The sequence below is a fragment of the Hymenobacter duratus genome, from assembly GCF_014698995.1.
GTDB lineage: Bacteria > Bacteroidota > Bacteroidia > Cytophagales > Hymenobacteraceae > Hymenobacter > Hymenobacter duratus.
The window spans coordinates 374,188-399,832 of the sequence record NZ_JACWZZ010000003.1; the positions used below are offsets into that span (position 1 = coordinate 374,188).

Annotated in this window: 20 protein-coding genes; 13 read left to right on the forward strand and 7 right to left on the reverse strand. The window is 60.5% G+C overall.

Annotation, left to right across the window (positions count from 1 at the left end; genetic code table 11):
• The first annotated feature begins 17 nt into the window (after positions 1 to 17).
• The 8 genes from IC231_RS15070 (at position 18) to IC231_RS15105 (ending at position 11,848) form a co-directional block, all read left to right on the forward strand.
• On the forward strand, positions 18 to 2,105 hold the full coding sequence (locus IC231_RS15070; protein ID WP_190785321.1) for a 7TM diverse intracellular signaling domain-containing protein: 2,088 nt from the start codon (positions 18 to 20) through the stop codon (positions 2,103 to 2,105).
• Positions 2,106 to 2,692: 587 nt separating this feature from the next.
• Positions 2,693 to 5,860, forward strand: coding sequence for a SusC/RagA family TonB-linked outer membrane protein (locus IC231_RS15075; protein WP_190785322.1), 3,168 nt, complete (start codon positions 2,693 to 2,695; stop codon positions 5,858 to 5,860).
• Between the two features lie 22 nt (positions 5,861 to 5,882).
• Positions 5,883 to 7,373, forward strand: a complete 1,491-nt coding sequence (locus tag IC231_RS15080) for a RagB/SusD family nutrient uptake outer membrane protein (RefSeq protein WP_190785323.1) — start codon at positions 5,883 to 5,885, stop codon at positions 7,371 to 7,373.
• 103 nt (positions 7,374 to 7,476) lie between these two features.
• Positions 7,477 to 8,736, forward strand: a complete 1,260-nt coding sequence (locus IC231_RS15085) for a PKD domain-containing protein (RefSeq protein ID WP_190785324.1) — start codon at positions 7,477 to 7,479, stop codon at positions 8,734 to 8,736.
• 49 nt (positions 8,737 to 8,785) lie between these two features.
• Positions 8,786 to 9,670, forward strand: a complete 885-nt coding sequence (locus IC231_RS15090) for a glycoside hydrolase family 16 protein (RefSeq protein WP_190785325.1) — start codon at positions 8,786 to 8,788, stop codon at positions 9,668 to 9,670.
• Positions 9,671 to 9,753: 83 nt separating this feature from the next.
• Positions 9,754 to 10,620, forward strand: coding sequence for a glycoside hydrolase family 16 protein (locus IC231_RS15095; RefSeq protein WP_190785326.1), 867 nt, complete (start codon positions 9,754 to 9,756; stop codon positions 10,618 to 10,620).
• A gap of 101 nt (positions 10,621 to 10,721) precedes the next feature.
• The gene (locus IC231_RS15100; RefSeq protein WP_190785327.1) at positions 10,722 to 11,222 is read left to right on the forward strand and encodes a helix-turn-helix domain-containing protein; all 501 of its coding nucleotides are present in this window, start codon (positions 10,722 to 10,724) and stop codon (positions 11,220 to 11,222) included.
• Positions 11,223 to 11,335: 113 nt separating this feature from the next.
• The gene (locus IC231_RS15105) at positions 11,336 to 11,848 is read left to right on the forward strand and encodes a hypothetical protein (protein ID WP_190785328.1); all 513 of its coding nucleotides are present in this window, start codon (positions 11,336 to 11,338) and stop codon (positions 11,846 to 11,848) included.
• A gap of 51 nt (positions 11,849 to 11,899) precedes the next feature.
• Here the strand turns inward: IC231_RS15105 and IC231_RS15110 are convergent, their stop codons facing one another.
• The 7 genes from IC231_RS15110 to IC231_RS15140 form a co-directional block, all read right to left on the reverse strand.
• Complete coding sequence (locus IC231_RS15110) at positions 11,900 to 13,588, reverse strand: ABC1 kinase family protein (RefSeq protein ID WP_190785329.1); 1,689 nt, start codon at positions 13,586 to 13,588, stop codon at positions 11,900 to 11,902.
• 192 nt (positions 13,589 to 13,780) lie between these two features.
• A complete protein-coding gene (locus IC231_RS15115) occupies positions 13,781 to 14,290 on the reverse strand; it encodes a phasin family protein (protein WP_190785330.1) in 510 nt (169 codons plus the stop codon).
• 202 nt (positions 14,291 to 14,492) lie between these two features.
• Positions 14,493 to 15,479, reverse strand: coding sequence for an alpha/beta hydrolase (locus IC231_RS15120; protein ID WP_190785331.1), 987 nt, complete (start codon positions 15,477 to 15,479; stop codon positions 14,493 to 14,495).
• A 133-nt stretch (positions 15,480 to 15,612) separates the two neighbouring features.
• On the reverse strand, positions 15,613 to 16,776 hold the full coding sequence (locus IC231_RS15125; RefSeq protein WP_190785332.1) for a lysophospholipid acyltransferase family protein: 1,164 nt from the start codon (positions 16,774 to 16,776) through the stop codon (positions 15,613 to 15,615).
• 113 nt (positions 16,777 to 16,889) lie between these two features.
• Positions 16,890 to 18,059 (reverse strand): aspartyl protease family protein, encoded by a 1,170-nt coding sequence (locus tag IC231_RS15130; protein ID WP_190785333.1) that lies wholly within the window; start codon positions 18,057 to 18,059, stop codon positions 16,890 to 16,892.
• A gap of 191 nt (positions 18,060 to 18,250) precedes the next feature.
• On the reverse strand, positions 18,251 to 19,339 hold the full coding sequence (locus IC231_RS15135) for an o-succinylbenzoate synthase (protein ID WP_190785334.1): 1,089 nt from the start codon (positions 19,337 to 19,339) through the stop codon (positions 18,251 to 18,253).
• A 136-nt stretch (positions 19,340 to 19,475) separates the two neighbouring features.
• Positions 19,476 to 19,724 (reverse strand): KGG domain-containing protein, encoded by a 249-nt coding sequence (locus IC231_RS15140; protein ID WP_190785335.1) that lies wholly within the window; start codon positions 19,722 to 19,724, stop codon positions 19,476 to 19,478.
• A 257-nt stretch (positions 19,725 to 19,981) separates the two neighbouring features.
• On the opposite strand from IC231_RS15140, the gene egtB reads away from it, so the two are divergent.
• The 5 genes from egtB (at position 19,982) to IC231_RS15165 (ending at position 25,622) form a co-directional block, all read left to right on the forward strand.
• Positions 19,982 to 21,307 (forward strand): ergothioneine biosynthesis protein EgtB, encoded by a 1,326-nt coding sequence (gene egtB, locus IC231_RS15145; protein WP_190785336.1) that lies wholly within the window; start codon positions 19,982 to 19,984, stop codon positions 21,305 to 21,307.
• Positions 21,308 to 21,373: 66 nt separating this feature from the next.
• Positions 21,374 to 22,417 carry an L-histidine N(alpha)-methyltransferase gene (gene egtD / locus IC231_RS15150; protein WP_190785337.1) on the forward strand — a complete coding sequence of 348 codons (1,044 nt, stop codon included), beginning with the start codon at positions 21,374 to 21,376 and terminating at the stop codon, positions 22,415 to 22,417.
• Positions 22,418 to 22,429: 12 nt separating this feature from the next.
• Positions 22,430 to 23,512, forward strand: a complete 1,083-nt coding sequence (locus IC231_RS15155; protein WP_190785338.1) for an aminotransferase class I/II-fold pyridoxal phosphate-dependent enzyme — start codon at positions 22,430 to 22,432, stop codon at positions 23,510 to 23,512.
• Between the two features lie 86 nt (positions 23,513 to 23,598).
• Positions 23,599 to 24,972 carry an MATE family efflux transporter gene (locus tag IC231_RS15160; protein WP_190785339.1) on the forward strand — a complete coding sequence of 458 codons (1,374 nt, stop codon included), beginning with the start codon at positions 23,599 to 23,601 and terminating at the stop codon, positions 24,970 to 24,972.
• Positions 24,973 to 25,064: 92 nt separating this feature from the next.
• Positions 25,065 to 25,622 (forward strand): DUF922 domain-containing protein, encoded by a 558-nt coding sequence (locus IC231_RS15165; RefSeq protein WP_190785340.1) that lies wholly within the window; start codon positions 25,065 to 25,067, stop codon positions 25,620 to 25,622.
• Positions 25,623 to 25,645 lie beyond the last annotated feature (23 nt).

Genomic DNA, 25,645 nt, shown 5'->3' on the forward strand with positions numbered 1-25,645 from the left:
CCGGGAGTTTCTTTATCTTGGAAACTGCCATGCGCAACCCTACGCTCCCTTTTCACTGGATTTTGCCCTCCATCTGGACCCGGATATGGCTCCTCTGGCTGCTGGCGGCTGCTTTGCCGGCTAGAACGGCCACTGCTGCCCCTTTTGATCCGCTGCAGGAACGTCCCCTCCAGCTGGATACCCGCCAGCCCGAAATATTCGTCAATCCCCTCAACTACAGCGTTCTGGAAGACCCTTCCGGCACGCTTACCCTCCACGATGTGCAGCAGCCGCGCTACGCGGCGCGCTTCGTTCCCGGTTCCCGGATAGCCACCAACATGGAGCATCCGGGCTCAGCCTACTGGTTGCGCCTTACCGTGGAGGCTGCTGGCCCCCAGCGCCAGCACTGGTACCTGGAACTGTTTGATTCTCACATCAATAACATTCATTTCTTTCCTTCTGCCGCTACTGAGCAGGGGCGCATTCATACCGGGGCCGACTGGCCTTTCACGACCCGGCCGCACAGCTATAAAAACTACCTGCTGCGCCTGCCGGTTAATGCCGGGGAAACGCACACCTACTACCTGCGGCTGCAGTCCAATTCCCGGACGAGTTTTCTGTCGAAGATGCGCACGGAGCAGGGCATGGCCGAGCATTTTCAGACCGAGTACGGGCTGCTGGGCGCGTTCTATGGCATGCTGCTCATTATGCTGGTGTACAATTTCTGCCTGTTTTTCTTTACGGGGGAGCAGACTTACCTGCGCTATGTGCTGTATGTGTTCAGCTGCAGCCTGGTCTTCCTTTCGGAAGACGGCCTTGGGTTCCAGTACCTGTGGCCGCAACATCCGTGGCTCAACCAAGTCGTGGAAATTGGCTCGGCCCCACTGCTGCTGCTCACGTTTGGCTACTACGTCCGGCAGTTTCTGGACACACCCCAGCGCCTCCCGCGCTTCGACCGTTGGTTGTGGGCCGTAGTGCTGCTGAGTGTGGCGGCCCTGCTGCTGGATGCCTTATGGTGGAAAACCGGTATGGGCATGGGCCTGTACCTGCTACCCTACGGAATGCTGTTTTTTGCCGCGCTACGGGTATGGCAGCACGGCTTCCGGCCGGCTCGTTTCATTCTGCTGGCCCACTCGCTGGTAGCCGTGAGCGTGCTGTTCCTGATTCTGCGCAAACTGGGTATCAACACTTTCACTAACACCTACACGGTATACAGCATGAATGCGGCGTTTGTGGTGGAAGTGGTGGTGCTTTCCTATGCGCTGGGCAGCAAAATGAAGGCTATCCAAGATGCTACCCTCAAGGCCCAGCACCGGCTGGTGAAACAGCTGCGCAAGAAACACGATGTGCAAGGGCAGCTGGTAGAGCAGCTGCGCCAGAACGAAGAACTCAAAGACCAGCTTAATTCTGAGTTGGAAAACCTGGTGGCGCAACGCACCGACGAACTTCGGCGGCAGAGCGAAACCATTGTGGTGCAGAACCGGGAGCTATTGCAGGCCAACGGCCTGCTGGCCCTGCAGTCGGCGGCCATTGAGAAGCTGAACACGGACCTGCAGCAGGACCTGCAGAAAGCCCAGACGGCCCGGGTACTGTCGCAGGAAGTGGACTTTGGCGAGTTCAGCCAGATTTACCCCGATAAGGAAGCCTGCCTGACCTACCTCGCGGACCTGAAATGGGCCAAGGGCTACCAGTGCCGCAAATGCGGCCACGACAACTACTGCGAAGGGCGGGAGCCCCATTCGCGCCGCTGCACCCGCTGCCGCTATGTCGAGTCGGCTACGGCCTACACGCTGCTGCAGAAGTGTAAGTTCTCTATCGTCAAGGCATTTTATGCGGTGTTTCTGTTGCACACGCACAAAGGAGGCTATTCAGCTCAGGAGCTTTCCCGGGTGCTGGATCTGCGACGCGCTACCTGCTGGAGCTTCAGCCAGAAAGTAACGGATGCCATGCGCCGGCAAGCCGCCGAACACCCCACCGACGACAGCTGGACTCATTTGCTGCTGGACGATACCGGCACGGACACGGACGATTCTGGCGAGGAGGAAGTAGCCCTATCGCCGCCGGCCAACCGCAGAACAGACAAGTGGCCGGGCAAAGCAAAAAATACCGAAAAAAAAGTGGGCTGAGGCCCATTTTTTTTGCTTGTTTTTTACCCGTCGGCCCAGCGCAGTCAAATAAAGCACTGCGCTCAAACAACTAGGAAAAGCATCTGAATACTGGGTGCCGTAAGCGTACAGTACCACGTGCTACCTAAGCGAAAAACCAGCCGCACAGGCCCTTAAACGAAGATTCGCACTTGATTTTTCAGGAAAATGACCGGTATATTTGGTCATTCCAATACTTCTCAATCCTGCCTCTTCGCTTAGTCAAGCCCCGCAGGTGAGTGAATACGCACTAGGAAGGCACGCTGCTACCATGTGCTACCCGCATAAAAATGTGCATCACCCGGAATAGCAAGCCCGGCATTGCTTCTGGAGTAGTCCCTAAATAGTTGTTATAAGCTGGTGTCCTGGCACGACCACACGTTCAGGCCAGCATCGAAATTCCGGATATGTGGCCGCTACCGTTCGTGGCGGCAGACTTCGCTTACGGATGGTGTGCCTACGCCTTCTGGGTTCTGGTCTTGCCTACGCTTCGCTTCTAGTCTTCTCTCGTCGCAGGCGGGTGCTGGATTAGCCTTTTCTACTTCCCACACTCTTCTCCATTCCCACACATGAACCGCAACCATTACTCGTTTTTGAGATTCCGGCGCGCGGTGCCGCTGGCGGCCTGCGGGCTGCTGACACTGGCTGCGCCACTCGCTGAGGCGCGAAGCGCGGCCCCGTCACCTACTCTGGCCGCTCTGGCCGACGTACCGGTTTCAGGCCGTATTACGCAGCGCAACGGCGAGCCGCTCCCGGGGGTCACGGTTATTGTGCAGGGCACCACGCTTGGCACCAGCACCAGTTCCGACGGGGTTTTCTCACTCACCGTCCCTGAGGGCAGCACTCTGGTTTTCAGCTCCATTGGCTTCCAGCGCCAAGAGCTGCGGATCAGCGGGGCGGCGTCTTCCCTGAGCATTGTGATGGTGGAAGACCAGCGGGCACTCAGTGAGGTGGTGGTAGTGGGCTACGGTACGCAGGAGCGCACCAGCGTGACGGGGGCCGTATCGTCGGTATCGGCGCGGGAAATTGCTTCGCAGCCAGTGGCCGATGCCACACAGGCACTGCAGGGCCGGGCAGCCGGCGTTACGGTCACCTCGAACGGAGGAGCACCGGGCGGGGCAGCAGGCACCTCTATCCGGGTGCGCGGCATCACGTCGGCCGGCAACAACAACCCGCTGTATGTGGTGGATGGTTTTCCGCTGCCGGAAGGCGGCGAAAACCAGCTGAACGCCATCAGCCCCAACGACATTGAAACCATCGACATTCTGAAGGATGCCTCGGCCACGGCCATTTATGGCGTGCGAGCCGCCAACGGCGTAGTCATCATTACCACCAAGCGGGGCAAGGCCGGGGTGTCGTCCATCAATCTGGATGTGTACCGGGGTGTGCAACAGGTGTGGCGCAAGCTGAACCTGCTGAACGCGGAAGAATATGCCGTCATCAACAACGAAAACCGCCTGGCTGCCGGCCAGCCGATAGTGGTAGACCGTCTCCGCGACCCACGGGCGCTGGGCGAAGGCACCGACTGGCAGGACGCCGTGTTCCGCCGCGCGGCCATTCAGAACTACAGCCTCTCGGCAACGGGCGGCAGCGAGAAGGCACAGTATGCCGTATCGGGCAGCTACTTCCAGCAGGATGGCACCATTGTAGGCTCCAACTTCGAGCGGTTTACGCTGCGCGCCAACGGCGACGTGCAGGTAAACAAGATTCTGAAGCTGGGCAACAGCATCTCCCTCACGCACCTCTCCGACCGGCAGATCAACTCCGGTGGCGGCAATGATGGGGCGCGCAACAACGAGTATGGCACCGTGCAGCAGGCCATCCGGATTCCGGCCATCATTCCGCTCTACCGCCCCGATGGCTACTACTATGAGCCGCGCGGCCAGCAGGACAACTTCGTGGAGGAAAACCCCGTGGCTGCCGCTACGCTCAATAACCAGAAGTTTGTCCGGAACCGCGCCCTGACGACCCTGTTTGCCGAGTTGGAGCCGGTGAAAGGCCTGCGCCTGCGCACCAACGTGGGGGCCGACCTGATTTTTGACAACTTCAACTCGTTCCGGCCTTTCGTACCGGAACTGAGGGTCGGCAGCGAAACGTATTCGACCCGCTACAGCCTGGCGGGGGCCTCGGCCACCTCGAACTACAATACCAGCTACCTGATTGAAAACACGGCCACCTACGACCACCTGTTTGCCGACAAGCACCAGGTAACGCTGTTGCTCGGGCAGTCGGGCCAGATCATTGACGCGCAGAATGTGGAAGCCTACCGGACCGGCTACCTGCGCAACGACTTACAGGTTATCAACTCGGGCCCGGTGAATACTCAACTGGCCAACGCCGGCACCATTCAGCCGCGCCAGACGCTGGCCAGCTACTTCGGGCGTCTCAACTACGAGTTTGCCGGTAAGTATCTGTTTCAGCTGATTGCCCGCTACGACGGCGTGAGTGCCTTCCCGCCCGGCGAGAAATTTGGCTTCTTCCCCGGCGCATCCGCTGGCTGGCGGATTTCGGAGGAGGACTTCATGAAGGATAACAGCGTCATCAGCAACCTGAAGCTTCGGGTAGGCTACGGCAAAGTAGGCAACCCCAACAACGCCGGCCGTTTTGCCTACCTGTTTGCCATCAACTCGGGCATTCAGTATCCGTTCGGGCCAAACGGCACCATTCAGACGGGCGCGGCCCCTACCCGACTGGCCAACCCGCTGCTGCGCTGGGAAACCAACAACCAAACCAACATCGGTATTGACCTGGGCTTCCTCGACAACCGCTTTGAGGCCACTATTGATCTGTATGAGCGCAAGTCGCCGAACCTGATTGCGCCGGTGCCGGTGTCCTTGGTGTCGGGCACCTACGAGCCAGTGAACCGCAACGCGGCTTCCGCCTACAACCGGGGAATCGACTTCTCCTTCACCTCGCGCAACATCCAGGGTACCGACCGAGGCCTGAACTGGACAACCACCCTGAACGTGTCGGCCTTTAAGACCCAGCTGGAATCGTTGGGCGTGGGCCAGCCCTACGACGGCGTGAGCGGTTTGAGCGGCGTAATTGTCCGCTACGATGAGGGTCAGGCGTTTGGCTCGTTCTACGGTTTCGTGGCCGATGGTCTGTTCCAGACCCAGGCCGACGTGGATGCCCACGCCACGCAGAACGGCGCGGCCCCCGGCGACATCCGCTTCAAGGACCTCAGCGGCCCCGACGGCGTGCCGGACGGCATTATCAACGCCGCTGACCGCACCTACATCGGCAACCCCAACCCCGACTTCACTTACGGCGTGAACAACACGCTGAGCTGGCAGGGATTCGACCTGAATGTGTTTGTGCAGGGCTCGCAGGGCAACGACATCTACAACCAGAACCGCTATATTCTGGAAAGCGCCCTGTATGGCAACAGCAACGGCAGCACCCGGGTACTGGGCCGCTGGACCGGCCCCGGCACCAGCAACGACGTGCCCCGTGCCATTGCCGGCGACCCCAACAACAACCTGCGCGTGAGCAGCTACTACCTCGAAGACGGCTCCTACCTGCGCATCAAAACCCTCACCCTGGGCTATACGCTGCCCAAATCGGTGCAGGAGCGCCTGGCCGCCAAGCAGCTGCGCGTGTACGTGAGTGCCCAGAACCTGCTGACCCTGACCGAATACACCGGCTTCGACCCCGAAGTTGGCTCCCGCGGTGTGGACCTGGGGGTGTATCCGCAGCCCCGCGTGTTCCTAGCCGGCCTCAACATCGGTTTCTAAATCCTCCTAACTACTCTACACGATGTCACGCATCACTACATCCACTTGTGGCGCCTTTCTGCTGACGCTGGGCCTGCTTTCCGGCTGCGGGGAGAAGTTTCTGGAAGAAACGCCCACCGACCAAGTAACCGACGCCAACTTCTACAAAACCGCCACCGACGCCATTCAGGCCACTAATGCCATCTACAGCGAGCTGGGCAAAGGCGGGCAGTACAACTACGCCCTGTGGGGCATCGGCGACATTGGCTCCGACCTCTCCTCGACCGGCGGTGGCGGTGGCGGCGACGGCATTGAGCAGCAGCAGCTAGACAACTTCAACATCCCCTCCACGAACCCGCTCACGACACGGCTGTGGGGCGGCTGTTACATCGGCATCGGGCGGGCCAACATTGTGCTCCAGAAAGTGCCGGCCATGCAGATTGACCCGGCCATCCAGACCCGCTGCATCGGCGAGGCCGAGTTCCTGCGCGCCAAGTACTATTTCGACCTGGTACGGGCCTACGGCGACGTGCCGCTGCTCACGAAACCGCCGCAGACGCTGGACGAGGTAAACGTGCCGCGCACGGCCCAGGCCCAGGTGTACGCCCTCATCGAAGCCGATCTGCTGGATGCCATTAGTAAGCTACCCGTTTCGTACAGCGGCGAAGACATCGGGCGGGCAACCAAATGGGCGGCGGCGGCACTGCTGGCCAAAGTGTATCTCACGGAAGGCAAACTGGCCGAGGCTGCCCAGCAGGCCCGCACCGTAATAAACTCAAGCGGCAAAAGCCTGTGGCCCAACTACGCCGACAACTTCAAGGTATCGACTGAGAATGGGCAGGAGTCGCTGTTTGAGGTGCAGTACATTTCGGGCCGCAACCAGTATATTTTCGATGGTCTGGGCTTTGTCGGCAACGAGTTCTTCGGTCCCCGCGGCCAGGGCATCGTGCCGCAGGGCGGCTACGGCTTCAATATTCCGGAAGCTGACTTTGTGGCGGGCTACGAAAACGGCGACACCCGCCGCGACGTGACCATCTGGAAGCCCGGCGACGTGTATCCGGATGGCCGCACTCAGCCCGCCTTCCTGCCGGGCTCACCCAATGGCTACGGCGTGAAAAAGTGGTTTGTCGGCAAAATCAACACCAACATCTGGGACTCGGAGCTCAACATTCCGGTGCTGCGCCTGGCGGAGGTGTACCTGATTCTGGCCGAGGCTGCCGGACCGAATGCCGAGGGTCTGGAGGCCATCAATAAAGTGCGCCGCCGGGCCTTCGGGCTCCCCATCGGCACGGCCAGCGCCCGTGACATTGCGGCGGGCATCAGCGCCACGGCGTTCAAAACGGCTGTGTGGCGCGAGCGGAAATACGAGCTGGCCTTCGAAAACGACCGGTGGTTTGACATGAAGCGGACCGGCGAGCTGCTTACTTCTCCCCAGCTGATTGCCAAAGGCGTGAAACCCTTCAACGTGCTGCTGCCCATACCGCAGGCAGAGCGCGACGTCAATCCTGGCCTCTCGCAAAACCCCGGCTATTGAGTTGGTGCCGAGTGGCCGGCGCAGGTTGCTGCAACAACCGGTACCGGCCATTCGCAGCTGCCTGCCGGCTATTTATCCTCTCTTTCATTCCCACTGAATTCCCATGAAACACATAGCACGTATAGCAGCGCTGGCCCTCCTGATGGCGCCAGTGCTGCTGGCCTCCTGCGAAAAAGTAGGTGACGACGCTCAGCTGGAAGGCCCGGTGCCTCAGTCTACGTTTACGTTCCAGACTAATACCACCGAGTTTCCAACGGTCGTGACCTTCACGAGCACCGCGCAGGATGGATTCCTGTCGCAGTGGAATTTCGGCGACAATACGCTGGCCTCCGGCAGCCCGGTGCAGCACACCTACGTCCGCCCGGGCGCCTACCAGGTAGAGCTGATTACGGCCGGGCGCGGCGGCACCGGTATTTCGGCCAAGCAAACCGTGAACATAGCCGATGCCTGCAGCAACGCCTCGTTCAGCAAGCTGGTAGACTGTGCCGGCAGCGGCATTCGGGTCTGGGCGTTTTCCAATGCGCCGGGCGCCATTGTGCGGGAGTCGGCTACGGGCACCGTGCTGTCCAGCTCCACTACGCTGCCGGCCTGCCAGCTCGACGACCAGTTTACGATTGGAAAGGAGTTTACCATCAACTATGAAAGCGCCGGCCAGACGTACCAGAACGGGGCCTGCGGCAGTTCGCGCAACCATTCCGGCAGTTTTGTTTTTCGGCCCAGTGCCACCGGCAACCCCCAGATTGTCCTGAAAGGCAAAGGCGCCTTCCTGGGCCTGCCCGACTCCGTAGCCAACAAAACCTACGATATTCTGGAAGCTACTGACACCCGCCTGCGCCTGCGCGGTACCAACCCCGACGGCACCCGCACCATCGTGACGTTTGCGCCCTACGATGCCACGGCGCCCATCAAGCTGTTGCTGACGGGGGGCTCGTCGCGCACCTGGATGATTGACAACACCGTTGATGCGCCGATTGTGGTGGGTACCGAGGCCGCTCCTTCCTCCTACTTCGCGGGCGTGCTGGCCGGGGCGCTGCCGCCCTGCCAGTCCGATGACGAGTATACCTTCTCCACCAACGACATCCTCACGTACGACGCCAAAGCCGAAACCTTCTCGGCAGCAGCCGGCTACGTCTGCACCGCGCCACAGTCGGGCACATCGCCCTACGTATTCGGGCCGGCCGCCGGAGCCGGGCTGGCGCAGCTCACACTCACGCGGGCCGGGGCCTTCATTGCGGCCACCGATGCGTCGCCTACGGAGCGCGTCTACAGGATTCTGAGCATCGACAACCAGCGAATGGTGCTGCGCGCCGGCAGCGGCCAGAATGGCGGTACCGTATTCACTATCAAGATGGTGGTTAAGTAGGGCTGACACAGTCAGAAATTTCTCTGCTGCTTATCAGTAATTTAAGATCATGAAAAGTCAACCCGTACCGGTACGGCGCAACGCACTGCTTGGGGCTGGCCTGCTGCTGGCCCTGAGCGTAAGTTCCTGCACCGAAACCAAAGAAAAGAACGTCCCGACTCCCACACCCACGCCTACTACTCCGGTAGTGAACGAGGACCCGCGCGACTACGGCCAATACACCGAACTGAAGTGGAGCGACGAATTCACCAGCGGCCCGCTCGACCAGAGCAAATGGGTGTATGAGCTGGGTGGCGGCGGCTGGGGCAACAACGAGTTGCAGGCCTACACCAACTCCGGCGACAACGTCTTCGTGAGTAGTAGCGGCAGCTTAGTTATTCAGGCCCGCCGGCAGCAGTCTGGCAACAATGCCTATACCTCGGGCCGCCTGGTCACGAAGGGCAAGCAAAGCTTCCAGTATGGGCGCCTGGATGTGCGGGCGAAGGTGCCGAAAGGCAAGGGCATATGGCCGGCCATCTGGATGCTAGGCGCCGACATCGACCAGAATACCTGGCCCAAATGCGGCGAAATCGACATTATGGAGCTGCGCGGCAGCCGGCCCAAGGAATTGATTTCGACCATGCACTTTGGCAACAGCACCGCCGACCACCGTTATAAAGGCATTACCAAAACCCTCACCGACGACCTCTCCGACGACTTCCACGTCTTCTCGGTAGTGCGTAGCAAAGACCTCATCCGCTTCTATCTGGACGAGAATCCGCAGCCGTACTACACCTTCACTGGGGCCGATGCCAGCCCGTACCCGTTCAACAACCCGTTCTTCCTGATCCTGAACGTGGCGGTAGGCGGCAACTTCGATGGCAACCCCGATGCTACAACGGTCTTTCCGCAGTCGATGCAGGTAGACTACGTGCGGTATTACCAATACCGATAAGCTACCAATAACCCGCTCCGCCCCCGGCCTACCCTGGTATGCGGGCCCGGTTGCGGCTCGGTCTCTCCCGTCTGTCTTTTGCTATGAAACACCCTTTGAAGCGGCGCTACCTCGCCGCCACAACCGGCCTGCTCCTGCTGCCCGGCCTGCTGGCCAGCACCCCCGGCTCTCTCAAGCCCGATCAGGCCAAGCCACCCCGCTACACATTCAAGGAGCTGCTCTGGAGCGACGAGTTCAACTACACCGGCCTACCCGACTCGGTGAAGTGGACCTACGATGTAGGGGGTACGGGCTGGGGCAACAACGAGCTACAGCTCTACACCAAAGCCCGGCGCGAAAATGCCCGTGTCGAGAAGGGCCATCTGGTGATAGAAGCGCGCAAAGAAGCGCTGAACGAAAAGAACCCTTACACTTCCACGCGACTGGTATCCCGCGCGAAAGGGGGCGGCAGCCTCACCTACGGCCGCGTGGAGGTACGGGCGCAACTGCCCAGTGCCCGCGGCATCTGGCCGGCCATCTGGATGCTGCCCGACGAGTGGAAATACGGCGACAAAAGCTGGCCCGCCAACGGCGAAATTGACATCATGGAATACGTGGGCTACCGGCCCGCCATTGTGCAGGCGTCCACGCACTGCAAAAAATATTACTTCCGCACCAACAACCAGAAAACCGACTCCATTAGTGTGCCCACCGCCACTACGGCCTACCACGTGTATGCCATGGAATGGACACCGGAAACCATTTCAGTCTTCGTTGATAGCAAGCTCTACTTCACGAGCCGCAACGAGCATACTGGCTGGGAAGCCTGGCCCTGGGACCATCCGTTTCATCTGCTGCTGAATGTGGCCGTAGGTGGCGACTGGGGTGGCAAGAAAGGCATTGACGAAGCAGCTTTTCCGCAGCAGATGCTGGTTGACTACGTGCGTTTTTATAAGATGAAACAGCAGTAGCGCACCCCGCGTCACACCCTCACTTCTACACGTTGCACACTCTACCACGGCTCCGGCAACGGAGCACGCCTGGGGAGCAGTGTACTTCATCAACTCATATCATGGGCCGTCAAAAACAGTTTTTCCGATTGTCGGCGGCGGAGCAGCAGGTACTGCAGCACTATCTGCGCCAGGAGCAGCTGGTGCGCCGCCAGATCAACCGGGCCCAAACGATTCTGGACTGGCACGCAGGATACTCAGCAGCCGAAACCGCTCAACGGCTGGCCATGACCGAGGGCCGGGTGTATGCCCTGCGCCGGGCATTCCAGCGCCAGGGCCTCGCGTTTTATCTGAACACGCAGCCCCAGGGTGGCGCCCCCACCAAGCTCACGCCTGCCGTTGAAGCCGCTTTGCTGGCACTCCTGTCGCGCCGGCCGGCGGCTCCCGTCCGCCGCTGGACCCTGCGCCAGCTGGCTACTTACCTAGTCGACAAGGGTTACGCCAAATCCATTTGCCCGGTCACGGTGGGAAAAGCGCTGCAGCGGCTGCAGGTGCTGCTGTCTCTTACGGCAGAACCTAGCGCTAGCACCCGTTCACAGGTTGTGTCCGGTTCTATGCTCTAAAGTGATAGATGTTGTCCTCTCACCTACTTAGTGAGAAGATCTACGCTTTCCTATTTACTTTACACAGCCCATCCTAGCTAATCAGGATGGGCTGTTCTTATTTTTCTACTTCTATGTCAGAGTCACTTGTGGTAGCCAAAGCCAGTACTACGCTGGCCCCTACTTCAGCAAGATTTATCCTACGTCGTACTGCTAACTCCTTGTTAGCTCTCGTTCTGGCATCAGGGGGAGCATATCTACTCTATGTAGGCGCCATTATTTCTGGAGGTGGAGGACTGATTCTCGCCATACTTGCTGCCACTGAACACAAAGGCATTGAGCTAGACCTGAAGACTCGCCAATACCGCTTATACACATCTATCCTCGGCTTGAGGATGGGTGACTGGGAGCCGTTGCCCGAGGTCCAACACGTCACCATGAAGTACTTTTCAGACCTCGTTACTTCTGGCAGGCCCGGTCGTATTCGTACTGACCAAGCGAAGCGCTACGTTGTCATGTTTTCACTCCCCAACTCTCCCCAAGGAGTTGTGATTCAGCAGGGCGAGGAATACGAAGCTGCTCTGGGCCTTACCGATGCGTTAGCTGCTGCACTTCAGGTGGAAGCTAAAGTGTACGGTCAGATTTAGCCTAAACCGGTAGGCCACTCGTCGAAACTGTTGGCACTAGCTATGCAGTAGCTACTCCCGACGCTCCCGCTTGGTACCCAGAATAAAGAGAATGAGCAGCAGGAACGCGGCCAGCCCGAGGCTATACCACGTCACGACGGGTAGCCCCCGGAAGTAGGGCATCTGGCCAGCGGGGTAGCGGCCCAGCAGGCTCATGCCCGCGAACAGAATCAGAGCTACCGAAATGGCCGCCAGAATGCCCCGGCTCACCAGCTGATCGGCTTTGCGCAGCAGCAGCTGATAACCGCTTAGCTCCACGCGCACTCGCAGGTCGCCGCGCGAGACTTTGCGCATAATCTGCCGGATATCGGCGGGCAGCGTCTGGATGAGGGCGAGCAGCTGCGTGCCGGTATACTGGGCTTCGCTGAGAATATTATCCGCTGAATACTGCTCTGCTATGATGCGCGCGCCATAGGGGCGCACAAATTCAAAAGTATTGAAGCGCGGGTGCAGCACCTTGCCAATGCCTTCCAGAATCACGAGGGCCCGCAGAATCAGGAACACAGCGCCCGGCACCTGCAGCTTGTAGGTATAGATAACATTTTGCAGCGCATCGGCCAGATCCGACATGCTCATATCTTTCACGTCGAGGGTGGCAAAGTCCTCTATTAGCTCACTCAGCGACGTTTCGAAGGCCCGCATATCCGGAATATCCGACGTGAGGGCCAGCCGGCGGAAACTCAGGGCCATGCTGCGCGGGTCCTGCCGTGCCATGCCAATAAACACGCCCGCGAAGGCATATTTCTGCTGCTTGGTCAGCTTGCCCACCATCCCGAAGTCGATGAGTACCAGCGTGCCATCGGGGCGTACCAGTACGTTGCCGGGGTGCGGGTCGGCGTGGAAGATACCAAACTCGAATATCTGGGTTAGGTAGATATCCATGCCGGTTTCGGCTACCTGTTCCGGACTCAGACCCCAGTTCAGCAGTTGTGGCTTATCCGTGATTTTGCAGCCGCTTACAAATTCAATCACCAGGATTTTGGCGGTACTCATTTCCCGATAAGGCTTCGGGATGTAGAAGGTTTCGTAGCTTTCGTAGAGCTTGCGAAACTGCTCCATAGAGCGTGCTTCTGAGGTATAGTCCAGTTCCTTGGTCATGCTCCGCTCGAAAGCATCTACCACATCCTGGGGGTTGGCAAGGCCCTGTTTGCGCAGAAAACCGGCCGTAAGGCGCACCAGCTCGTGCAGCAAAGCCAAGTCGGAGCGCACTTTCTCCTGCACATCGGGGCGCTGCACTTTCACTACTACCTCCTCACCGCTCAGCAGCCGTGCCCGATGTACCTGCCCAATGCTGGCCGAGCCCAGCGGCACGTCATCAAACTCAGAAAACACCTCATCAATAGGTTGGCCAAGTTCCCGCTCAATAATGGCCTTGGCTACCTGCACATCGAAGGGCGGCACATTACTCTGCAGCTTCTCAAACTCGTCGATGAGGGGCTGGGGCAACAGGTCGGCCCGGTTGCTCATGGCCTGCGCCAGCTTGATGAAAGTGGGGCCCAGCTCCTCAATTATCATCCGGATACGCTGCCAGCGTGTCGTTTCAAACACGGCCTGTTCCCCTTCCTGCCACGACACCCGCCGGCTGCGCGGCACCAGCCGCCGGAGCGGCGTGGTCGTTACGGCATCCTCAAAACCGTAGCGGATTAGCACTTCCGCCACTTGTCGGATACGGGTCAGGTTGGAAATCGTGTTCTTGAACATGAACTGCTACTACTGGTTTGCGCTGCCGAAAGAATTTTCACGGGCAGCCACTGTAGCGCCCGCACTGAAGTAGAGGTAAGAGCCACCGGGCGCAGCAAAATCCGTACAATCTAAGAGTAAAAACCCCCGCCCGAAAAACACGGGCGGGGGTTTTATCAGTCTTACAACTGCGAAAGGGCAGCGGCGGCTGTATTAGGCCGCTGAACCGGCCGCTTTGTTCTCTTCTTTTTTGGCGGCGCCAGCCGAGCCGGCAGCCGACTTCTGCGTTTTGGCAGCCGTAGTGCTGGTTTTGTCAGCTGCTTTTTTCACAGTGGAGGCCGCTTTGCTGGTTGCACTGGCCGCTGCACCTTTGGCCGCAGCCGTGGTTTTGGCGGCTGGCTTAGCACTGCTCTTGGTAGCCGAAGCAGAAGAAGCCGACGACTTTGAGCCACCCTTCACGCTACGCTTCAGTTCTTCTACTTCCGAATTAGGCGCTACTCCCACCGACTTCATCATCTTTGAAGCAAGACCTTGGAACTGCTTTTCCAGCTCCTTGCGCTTGGTTTCGCCGTTTTTCTTCAGCTCATCCATAATCTTGGCGCCTTCTTTCTCCGACAGCTTGCTCTCCTTCACCAGTGAGTCGATGGTTTTCTGCATCCGATCAGTAGTGAGCGAAACAAAGCCAACACCGGCGTTGACGAACTTTTTAAATAGATCTTCCATGAGACTGTGGAGTTTGGGAAAAGAAGGTGGAGTAAGCAAAACCGGCACTGCGGACCCGCCCGCCGGGAAAAGTAGTATGCAAGCCGACTACTTGACACAAACCTACGAAAAGACAGCTATATAGTTGGCTCTGAGGATAGAAATTTTACGTTGGACCATTGCCGAAGTTTCAGAGGTTGGGCTTCGGGACGGGTAAACCAGTTCAGTGCCTGGCACGCAACGAACTGCCGGAAGCCGGCCGAGCCCGGCGGCCCGCCACCTGCACGGCCAGCCTGGCCGACGCCTGCGCGGCCCACACGCCACGGCTGAAGCTACCAGCTTGATCCAATGCTTGCCGGGCCTCCGGCACAAAGCGCCAGAACAGGTGCCACCAATGCACCAGCCCTTCAAACACCTGCAGCGTGAGCGGCACTCCGGCAGCGTGCGCCTTCCGGCTGAAATGCAGCACATCGTCGTGCAGCACCTCTGCGTCGGAAATCTGGATGAGCAGCGGCGGCAACCCGTGGAGCGCTGCTTGCACCGGCGACAATAGCGGATGGCGGAGAGGTGTACCCTGGGCATACAAAGGTCCCCAGCCTCTGATTTCTAGGGCTTCCAGAATCTGGCTTTCTTCGCGGCATATCTGGCGAAGCATTGCTACCGGCAGGGCCAAATCAGTCCAGGGAGAAAGGCAGATGGCGGCGGCAGGTAAAGGCTGTCCGGCATCGCGCAGGCTGATGAGCAGAGCCAGCGCCAAGCCCCCACCGGCCGAGTCGCCGGCAATCATGACATCCTGTGGTTTGTAGCCATTGCGTAGCAGCCAGTCATACGCCAGGCGGGCATCGTCGAGAGCAGCCGGGAACGGATACTCGGGCGCTTTGCGGTAGTTGATGGCCAGCGCATTCAGCTGGCAGCTTTGGGCCAATGCCCCAACCAAGGCACGGTGCGTATTCAGGGAGCCCATTACATAGCCGCCCCCGTGCAGGTAGAGCAGCACCCGGTGGGCCGGTGCCCCAGCCGGGCGCAGCCATTCGGCGGGCATGCCCTCCACGCTGGTGTCTTCCAGAAATACGTTCCAGGGCACAAACTGGAAAACGGAAGCCGCTTCAGCCGCCAGCCGCATGGCAGCCAGCTGAGGACGCCGGCGGGCAAGCGGGCCGGTAGCGGCGGTGAGGAGCTGCTTGAGCAGCAAATGCTGAGCAGATGGCATGGACAGGAACTGGTGGGAAGGCAGAATGAGAACGGAGCAGCAACTAACCCCGTACGGCGAAGACCTTACGGGCTAGCTTATAACGTATTGGAGCGAAAAAGATGCCGGATGGCAGAGCGGCTGAGCAATAAACTCAGACCTTTTTGCCGATGCGGTGGCCTCTGTAGCCCCGAATGGCAATCGGAATCCAGCCCAGAATCGGGATGAAGAAGGCCAGCGTGAACGGGTTGTTCCACACCATCCGCAGCCACGCGCCGGGCTTGTCGAGCTGCATTTTGAAGTTGCGGCGGCCATGGCGTACGTACTGGCGCTCGAACTCCTGAAACAGCGCCGGCCACGCGACGGGCAGAAAAAACGGGAAATAGCGCCAGTTCTCCTTCATCCGCTGCCACAGTTCGCGCCAGCGGTAGGGCTGCTGCCCGTATTTGGCCACTGCCGCGTCCATTTCCGTCTGCATACGTTGGCGCACCTGCTCCGAAAGGGCCGTGTAGTCTTCGCGGGTAAGCTCAGCAGGCGTTTTGTCGGTCATTTCGTAGGGCCGGATGCGGGAGCCCAGCACGAACGTGAGCTGGGCCGGATACGCCATATAAAACGACCAGGGCTGCAGCAACACCAGCAGCACGATGGGCCCGAGCGGAATAAAGGGAATCCCGATTTTCTTGCTCAGGTTATTGAGCCATTCCCAGCTGTAGGCGTAGGGGTTGAGATACTCGCCGTTGATGGTGTAAAACGGCACCACATCGGTGCGGTGCGCAATGCTGTGGCGCACCATGCTGCTGGCCAGCCGCTGCAACTCGTACTTCTTGTTGAACCCCTTACCGATGCCGGGTACGCCCTCGGGGTACAGCATCAGGTTGTGGTCCTGATAGTACATCATCGTCTCGAAGTTGAGGGTGGTGGCATCCACGCAGCCGCATTTCTTCCAGAAGTCCTTCACCTGAAACGGATTCATCAGGGTGGACTGCGAGAGCAGCGGCGCCGACAGCGGCCGGGGCAGGCCCTGCTGAGCAGGCAGCGTGCGCCACATGTGGGCCAGCGCCACAATGGCATCCCAGGGAAAAGCCATGCCCGAGTGGTTGGACGCGAAGATGAGCGGCCGCTCGGGGTTGTTGCGCTCCGGAAAGTTCTCGAACCCAACTAAGCGCGACCGAAACCACACCCGGTCGAGCAGCTGCAGAATATTGTTGTCGAGCGTATGTACAAAGTCCTCTTCGAAATAGTCGGAATAGATATGCTGGTTGGCCCGAATAGTGGGCGGCGGCTGAGGTAGCGCAGGAGGCGTGGAAGCCGTGGACATCGGGCAGGCAGGTGGGCAGGAAGGTGAGAGCAACTGGGTGCGCCGGGTACCGACGGGCTTCTAATGTAGACATTTTACCCTCTGGGGCAAGTTTGCGTTGCCCGGCAGCCACCTTAAATCTGCCGTTTCAGCTTGATCCGGGTCGGGTACAACTCGCCATCGGGCCGCTGAAACAGCAGAAACAACACCCTGCCATCCTCCGAGTGAAAAATCCGACTGATTTCGGTGAGACTAAAGGAAGATACGGGCAGCAGATTGATGGACATCAACTCGTCGCCGGGGGTCAGGCCAGCGGTGGAGGCCGGCGAATTGGGCTGTATCTTCAGCACAATGTAGCGCCGGTAGTCGCGGCCCGTGGCCAGTAGCTCCATGCCGCACATATCATGCTCAAAAGGGTCACGAAACAGGCTGTTCGGCTTCAGCCACAGCTTGTTATGCGTGTAATCCACCACCATATCGAACCGTTTGAGCAGCTCCAGCCCTACATTGCCATTGCGCGGCACTTCGGCCCGTTGGGCGCCATTGTCGGCGTCAGGAAAGGAGGTCAGCAGGCTGTTGAGCCGGTAGCGGCCCAGTTGCATGTTCTGCACGCGGCCTATGTAACCATTGATAGTGCCGCTCAGCCCCTGCCCGAGCTGCGCCCGCAGCCGGTTTGGGGGCAGGCTCAGGCGGGCATCGGAGCCGGTTTCGATGGAAAGGGCGTGGCCGGCGCCGGTGTCCAGCACCAGTTTCAGGGGCAGCAGCAGCGAATCGGAGAGGCCGACTGGCACCCGGATATACGGCTTGCGCGCTTCTATCTCCAGCGGCACCGAGGTCCAGCGGCGGCCCTTGGGGGGGCGGTAGGAAAGCGGGGTGTGGAGCAGCAGCGAGGTTGCGTCTGGCTCTATTTCCACCACAAAGCTCCGGAACACGTCATACCCCAGAATGCCGTGTATGGGCATGCCCACATAGCCCGAAAGGTTGAGCACATCAGCCGACAACACCAGAAACGACAGCGCCGGGGCCACGATTCCGGGCATTTCCACGCGCACGCTATCCGACATGAATGCCTCCAGCGCGCCCTCCTCGCCCACGCCTGCTACCCGGTACGTTTCGCCCCGGCGCAGGCTCAGAGGGGCTACCAGGTTGGGGTCGGTGATGAGGGAGATGCTGACGCCTGTATCGAGCAAAAAGTTGAACGGTCCTTTCCCGTTCAGCGAGGCCTGCACGATGATGAGGTTGCGCTGAAACTCAAACGGCAGGCGGGCCCGCTTCTGCCGTGGGCTTGCGAAACGAAATGGCAACGGGGTCTGCAGCTGGGCCTGAGCAGTAGCCGGCCACCCGCCGGCTGCGGCACAAATCAGCAGCCAGACTACTGGCCGAAAGCACCGGAACAGACGAAAAACACAAAACCAGCAGGCGGGCATAGGGAGAACAGGCGAGCTGGGAAATATAGCCAAAAAACTACCTTTCCGCCACTTCTCCGGCCGCCTGCTTACTCCAGCTGGCCGGGCACCGGCAGCTGCCATCCCCCAAGCGGATCGAAATGCAGGTGGCCCTGCCGGATATGCAGCGGGGCCTCCAGATTGTTGTGATACAGCTTGCCGGTACCCAGGCCCTGCGGGAAGTTGGGCAGCGCATACTCGCCCGCCAGCTGGCTGATGGCATTCAGGCCGATATTGGACTCCAGCGCCGAGGTCAGCCACCAGCTGATTCCGTGCTCTTCGGCCAGCTGCCACCATTCCAGCGCCGCCGCCATGCCCCCTACCAGAGTTGGTTTGAGAATGATGTAGGCGGGCCGGGTTTCGCTGAGCAGCGCTGCCTGGCGGGCAGGCTCCGTGACGCCAATCAGCTCCTCGTCCAGCGCTACCGGCACCGGCGAGTGGCGGCACACATCGGCCATGGCAGCCCACTGCCCGGCCCGGATGGGCTGCTCAATAGAGTGCAAATCGAAGCGCGCCAGCTGCTCCAGCTTACCCAGCGCTTCGGCGGGCGCAAAAGCACCGTTGGCATCTACCCGCAGCGTCAGCTCACTCGGGCCGGCTTCGGCGCGTATTTCGGCCAGCAGCTGCAGCTCCGTGGCGAAATCCAGACTGCCTATTTTCAGCTTGAGGCAGGAATAGCCTTCGGTGAGCTTTTTGCGAATCTGGGCCCGCATGAAGGCGGCATCTCCCATCCAGATCAGGCCATTGATGGGCACCCCGGCCTCACCCCGACTGAACTCATTCTCAAACAGCACCCGCTCTCCGCCGTTGTGCAGGTCGAGCAGGGCCGTTTCCAGCCCAAAGCGCAGGGCCGGCCATTCCGGCGGCACCAGTTCCAGCACCAGTTCGGCAGCAGTGTCGGCGGGTAACGCGGCCCGATTCAGAGCCGCACATACTGCGGCCAGCTGAGGCTCAAAGTCCGGCCGGTGGTCGGGGCTGAGCCCCGCCAGCGGCGCAGCCTCGCCCAGCCCTACCAGACCGGGGCGTTGCGTATCGGTGAGGTGCAGGTACCAGGCCACATGCTCTGAAAGTGCGCCGCGCGACGTGCGGGCCGGAAAATTGAAGCGCAGCGTACGGCGCGAGTAGTGCAGCTGGAGCATAGAAACCGAAGCAGAATAACGGCCGCAATATCGGGGAAAGCGGCTGCCCGGACGCACTACTGCCCCACCCGGGCGCTGCCAGAAGGCAGGGCGCAGCCGGATGGGGCAGTTACGTAGTGTGTGGAAAAGCGCGGGGCTAAGCGGCCTGGCTGGTTTGCAGCGGCCGGCGCGTGGCCTGTCCGCCTTTGCGGCCGGCAGCCCGGGCTTCCTCCGAGGTGAACCGGTGGCCCCGGCCGCTCTGGTGCGAGGCTTTGCCGCCTTCGCTGGCAATGCGGCGCTGCGTTTCGGGGTCCATGGCGGCGAAGCCGCGGGCACGCTTGGGTTTGGTTTCGGCAGCGTTGGTGCGGTTGGCTGGGCGCTTGGCTGTGGGTGAGCTGGTTTGCATAGCGAAGGAGTTGAGATGTGGAACGGAGTATGGCGGAAGAAACGCAACCCGCTGCACAATGGCCGATATCAACCCGCCGAAATGCGCCCTATTTGCCCAAAATACCACTTTCTACGGAGGAGCTCCCCGTATTTCCCCCTACCCTGCTGCGGCAAATACGGAGGAGCTTCGTGGGCTTGTCGCGAACTGAACTTCTGGAAGTAAAAAACCCCGGGGCGAAAAATCCAGTTACTTGTACACGCCTCCCCCTCTACGCCATGCCCTCCCCTACTTCTGCTATTGCTACGGCGGCTCCGGCCACTGTTTTCTCGCTGGTCCAGCGCTACCAGATGGTGCGCCAGCGCACCGAAACCCTGTGCAGGCCACTACTGCCCGAGGATACGGTGGTGCAGCCGATGATTGATGTGAGTCCGCCGAAATGGCATCTGGCGCACGTCACCTGGTTTTTTGAGACGTTTCTTCTGAAAGAGTACCTGCCGGGCTACACGGTATACCACCCGGATTATGCCTTCCTGTTCAACTCCTACTACAACTCGCTGGGCTCCCGCGTAAACCGTGCCGACCGGGGCACCCTCTCCCGGCCGGCGCTGGCCGACGTGTACTGCTACCGCGCCCATGTAGACGAGCAGATGCAGCAGCTGCTGGCCTTGGCCGATGAGCTACCGGCTGATTTCCATGAGTTGATGGAGCTGGGCCTGCAGCACGAGCAGCAGCACCAGGAGCTGCTGGCTACCGACATCAAATATATTCTCAGCACCAGTCCGCTGGCCCCGGCCTATCTGAATCCGGCCACATCGGCACCACCAGACGCGGCCTCCGCTGAGCCGGAAGAGGCAGCCCTGCCGGAAGCGGCTTGGCTGCCGGTGCCGGGCGGTATTTCGCGGATCGGCTATGAAGGCACGGGGTTTTGCTTCGACAACGAGCAGGCACCGCACGAGGTGCTGACAGCGGATTTTGAGCTGCAGAACCGGCTTGTGACCAACGGAGAGTACCTGCACTTTATGGAAGCCGGCGGCTACCGGGATTTTCGCTACTGGCTGGGCGAGGGCTGGGACCTGGTACAGACGCAGCAATGGGAGGCCCCGCTCTACTGGATGCTGCACGAAGGCCGCTGGCACCGTTTTACGCACCACGGCCTGCAGCCCGTGAACCTGGCCGCACCCGTCACGCACATCAGCTTTTACGAGGCCGATGCCTATGCCCACTGGGCCGGAGCCCGCCTGCCGACTGAGCCGGAATGGGAGGTGGCAGCCCGACATTTCGGAGCTACCCCCAGCACCGGTACCTTCCTCGAGAGCAACCTGCTGGACCCGCAGCCGCTGCCCGCCGATGCCGACCCAACGCGCTGCCACCAGCTGCTCGGCGACGCCTGGGAATGGACGTACTCGGCCTACCATCCGTACCCCGGCTATGTGCGCGCGGCCGGAGCGCTGGGCGAGTACAACGGCAAATTCATGATCAACCAGATGGTGCTGCGCGGTGGTTCGTGTGCCACGCCGGTCAGCCACATCCGCCTCACCTACCGCAATTTCTTCCACGCCGACAAACGCTGGCAGTTTACCGGCATCCGGCTGGCCCGCTGAAACATCCGGCGCCTGCCATTGCCTCCTGCTGCCTGATTGCCTGGCTGTTCTGACTTCCCGTTATCTATGCCCTCTCTGCCCTCTCCCGCGTCTTCCGCTACCGCTGCCCGCCAGTCGTCGTCCCAGCCCGCTCCTTCTCAATCAGTGCCAAGCCAGGACGAGCTGGAAAAGCTGAAAAAGCATGTCGCGGCGGGCCTTAGCCGCTCCCCCAAAACCCTGTCGTCGATGTATTTCTACGACGATGAGGGCAGCCGGCTGTTCCAGCAGATTATGGCGCTGCCGGAGTACTACCCCACCCGCACCGAATTTTCGCTGCTGACCCATCATCAGGCAGCACTGGGCGCGGCCCTGCGGCCTGCGGCAGCGGAGGAGCCCTTTTTTCTGCTGGAACTGGGTGCCGGCGACGGACTCAAAACCAAGATCCTGCTGCGCCACCTGCTGGATACCGGGGCCCGCTTCACGTATGTGCCCGTTGATATTTCGGCGGCGGCGGTAGAAGGGCTGGCCGGCAGCCTGCGCCAGGAGCTGCCGGAGCTACGGGTAGAACCGATAGTGGCCGACTACGGCACGGCGCTGCGCCTGATGGCCGACCGGCCCGGCCGCAAAGCCGTCCTGTTCCTGGGTTCCAACATCGGCAACTTCCTGCCCGCCGACCGGCAGGCGTTTCTGCGCGAGCTGGCGGCTCCACTTTCCGCCGACGACCGGCTCCTAATTGGGTTTGACCTGCAGAAAGACCCGCGTTTTATCCGGGCCGCGTACGATGACGCGCAGGGCGTGACGGCTGCTTTCAATCTGAACCTGCTTACGCGCCTGAACCGGGAATTGCAGGCGGACTTCGACCTTGCTACTTGGCAGCACTACACCGACTATGACCCGCTTTCCGGGGCCGTGCGCTCGTTCCTGATGCCCACGCAGGCGCAGCAGGTGCACGTGGCAGCCCTTAAGCAGACGTTCATCTTTGCTGCCTGGGAGCCGATACACACCGAAAACTCCTACAAATTCACGCGCCCTCTGATTGAAGGCCTTGCCGCTGATGCCGGTCTGGCCCTGGCTGAGTTCTTCACCGATGAGCGGCAGTATTTCGCCGACGTGGTGTTGCGCCCGGCTTAGCGGCAGCCTGCTATGACACCCATCAGCCTTGCTTCCGGCTACGGTAATTTCGCGACTCCCCCCGCTGTTTTGGTGCGCCTGAACCAGCATCTGGCGGCTCCGCCGCTGCCCCTTAGTCCTACCTCCGGCCTGCCGGAATTGCGTGATGCGCTACGCTTGCGCTATTCCGGGCTCCGGACAGATGAAAAGGCAACCCACGAAATAGTTGTTACGCCGGGTACCAAGGCCGCGCTGTTCCTGGCCCTGTCGGCCGTGCTGCGGCCCGGCGACGAAGTATTGCTGCTCACGCCCAACTGGTTCGGCTTTGCCGAGCTGGTGAAGCAAGCCGGGGGCCTCCTGCGCGAATTGCCCCTCAGCCCCGCCGATAACTATGCGTTGCGGCCGGAAGCCGTGCGCGCTGCTCTCACGCCACGCACCCGGGTGCTGTTGTTTTCTAACCCCAACAACCCGACCGGCCGCCTGTATACGCGGCCGGAGCTGGAGGCGCTGCTGGCCGTAACTGCGCAGTTTCCGGAGCTATTCGTGCTGGCCGACGAAATATATGACGGCATCCGGTTTGAGGCAGAAGAGGTGCCGTCCTTCCTTTCCTGTTCAGATGCGCCAAGGCACATCGTGGTGAACGGCTTCTCCAAGTCGCACGCGTTGGCAGGCTGGAATATCGGCTATCTGGCGGCGCCGCGCTCGGTAGCCGAGGCCTGCACCGCTCGTCTGTTTGCCACTGGGGGCGCGGTGGCAGTCCTTAGCCAACTGGCGGCACTGGAGACGGTTGAAAATCCTGTCATTAGTGCCGCTCTGTGCCAGCAGCTGGCCCCCAACCGCCAGCTGATGCTCGATTTTCTGGCGACGCTGCCTGGGGCTTTGCCGCACATCCCCCTGGGTACCTACTACGCCTTTCCTGACCTGCGGGCTTATCTGCAGCCACACCTGCCGCTACCTGAAGCCGCCACTGACCTGGTGGGCCGCCTGCTGTCGGCCGGGGTGGAAGTGGTAGATGGTACCAGCTGTGGGGCTCCCGGCTTCGTGCGGATGTCGTATGCCGTTGCTTCGGAGGATCTGCAGGAAGCACTGAGGCGGCTGGCCACCGTGCTGCGTTGAGCTGGCAGGGCAGCCGGTCTTTTCGGCTCACTGGTCCGGCCCCGGTATAACTACCGTACCTTTGCGGCTCGTTTTGCCTTTTTGCCATGCCGTTCACTGCCCTTCGTCCCCACCTCAAACCCACCATTCAGCTCGCTTTTCCGGTTGTACTCAGCCAGCTGGGCCACGTACTGGTAAACGTTTGCGACTCCGTGATGGTAGGCCAGACCGGCAAGGTACCACTGGCCGCCGTGAGCCTGGGCGTGAGCGTGGGCACGGTGGTAATGGTGCTGGGCATGGGCCTCTCAATGGGTATTACGCCGCTGGTAGCCGCTGCCGATGGCAAACGCGACGTGCCGCAACTGGGTCGGCTGCTGGTGGCGGGAGTCTGGATGAGCACGGTGGCTGGCTTGGTGCTGGCGGCTGCCGGCCTGCTCATTGCGCCGCTGCTCAATCACCTGCATCAGCCCGCAGAAGTGGTGGCCCTGGCCGCGCCCTGGGTGCGGGTGCTGTTCCTGTCGCTGCTGCCGCTCATGGTGTTCCAGGGGTTCAAGCAGTTTGCCGAAGGGCTGGGCCTTACGCGGCAGGCCATGTACCTCTCGGTGCTGGCCAACGTGGTGAATGCCATCCTATGCTACGCCTTCATTTTCGGCCACCTTGGCGCCCCGAAGCTGGGCATGATGGGAGCCGCCTGGGCCACGCTCATTGCCCGCGTGCTGATGGCACTGCTCATGGGCACCTATGTGTTGCGGGCAGCACGCCTACGCCCCTACCGCGAAGCCGCTACCCACTGGCTTCGGCCTGACGGGGCTACCCTGCGCCGCCTTCTGGGGTTGGGCGCCCCCATTGGGGTGCAGATGATGTTTGAAATGGGCGCGTTCAGCTTTTCAGCCATCATGATTGGCTGGCTGGGAGCCACCTCGCTGGCTGCGCATCAGATTGCCATAAACGTGGCCTCGGTAACGTATATGGCGGCTAGCGGTATTGCGGCGGCAGCTACCATCCGGGTAGGCAATATGCGAGGTCTCGGCGACGCGCATGGCGCACGGCAGGCGGGTTTCGCGGCGTATCTGCTCACGTTCCTGTTTATGAGTTCCATGGGCCTGCTGCTGGTTGCTTTCCGGCACTTTATCCCGCACTTCTACAACCATGATGCTGCCGTGGTGGTTCAGGCTGCCACTTTGCTGCTGGTGGCCGCTGCCTTCCAGATTTCCGATGGCCTGCAGGTGGTGGGGCTAGGCGCACTGAGAGGCCTCGAAGATGTAAAGCTGCCCTCGGTGGTGGCACTGCTGTCCTATTGGGTGGTAGCATTGCCGCTGGGGTACTGGCTGGGTTTTATACTGAACATGGGAAGTCTGGGCGTGTGGCTGGGCCTGCTGACGGGCCTTTCGCTGGTAGCGGGCCTGCTGCTGTGGCGTTTCCGCCAGCACAGTATAGTTCCGGTTGCGCAGGATCGAGCGGCTGCGCTGGCAGCCCGCTGAACCTAGTGCTTATGTGCGGGGAACGAGCCATCCGGAATTGGTGTACCTGCTAAGCCAAGGCTTTTTATGGGCCGGCTCACCTATATTTGAACATGGCTTTCTGCTCCTTTCTTCTGCCACTGCTGCTGTCATTTCAGACGCCCGCGCCTTCCCAGACTTCCCCCAAGCCCCAACCCGAAATGATAACGTGGTCGGCTAACCGGCCCTTGGTTTGGGCCGATTTCAAGAGCCGGCCGATGCCGTCTGAGCACCTGGAGGCCCTCACGGCCGGCAATATTGATGTGCAGGTGGGCTGCACCGACTTCGTGTTTCGCTCTACCGTCAAGGCGGTTTTTCTGCCACAGGAATCGTGGGTGCGCGACGCCAAACGGGCCTCGCCGGCGCTGCTGCGCCACGAGCAGCTGCACTTCGACATAACGGAACTGCATGCGCGGATGCTGCGCCAGAAGCTCACCACAGTGAAGTTCGATTGCCAGAAGCTGAACCCGGCCTTCAACAACTTCACCAAACTGGCCTTCACGGCCTGGCAGCGCGAGGAAGGCCGCTACGACCAGGAAACGAACCACGGCCTGAACGAAGCCAAGCAGAAGTTCTGGGAAAGCCAGGTACAGCAGCGCATGGCCTTGCTGGAGTCGTTTGCGTCCAAATAATAGTCCAGTACACGTCTGATATT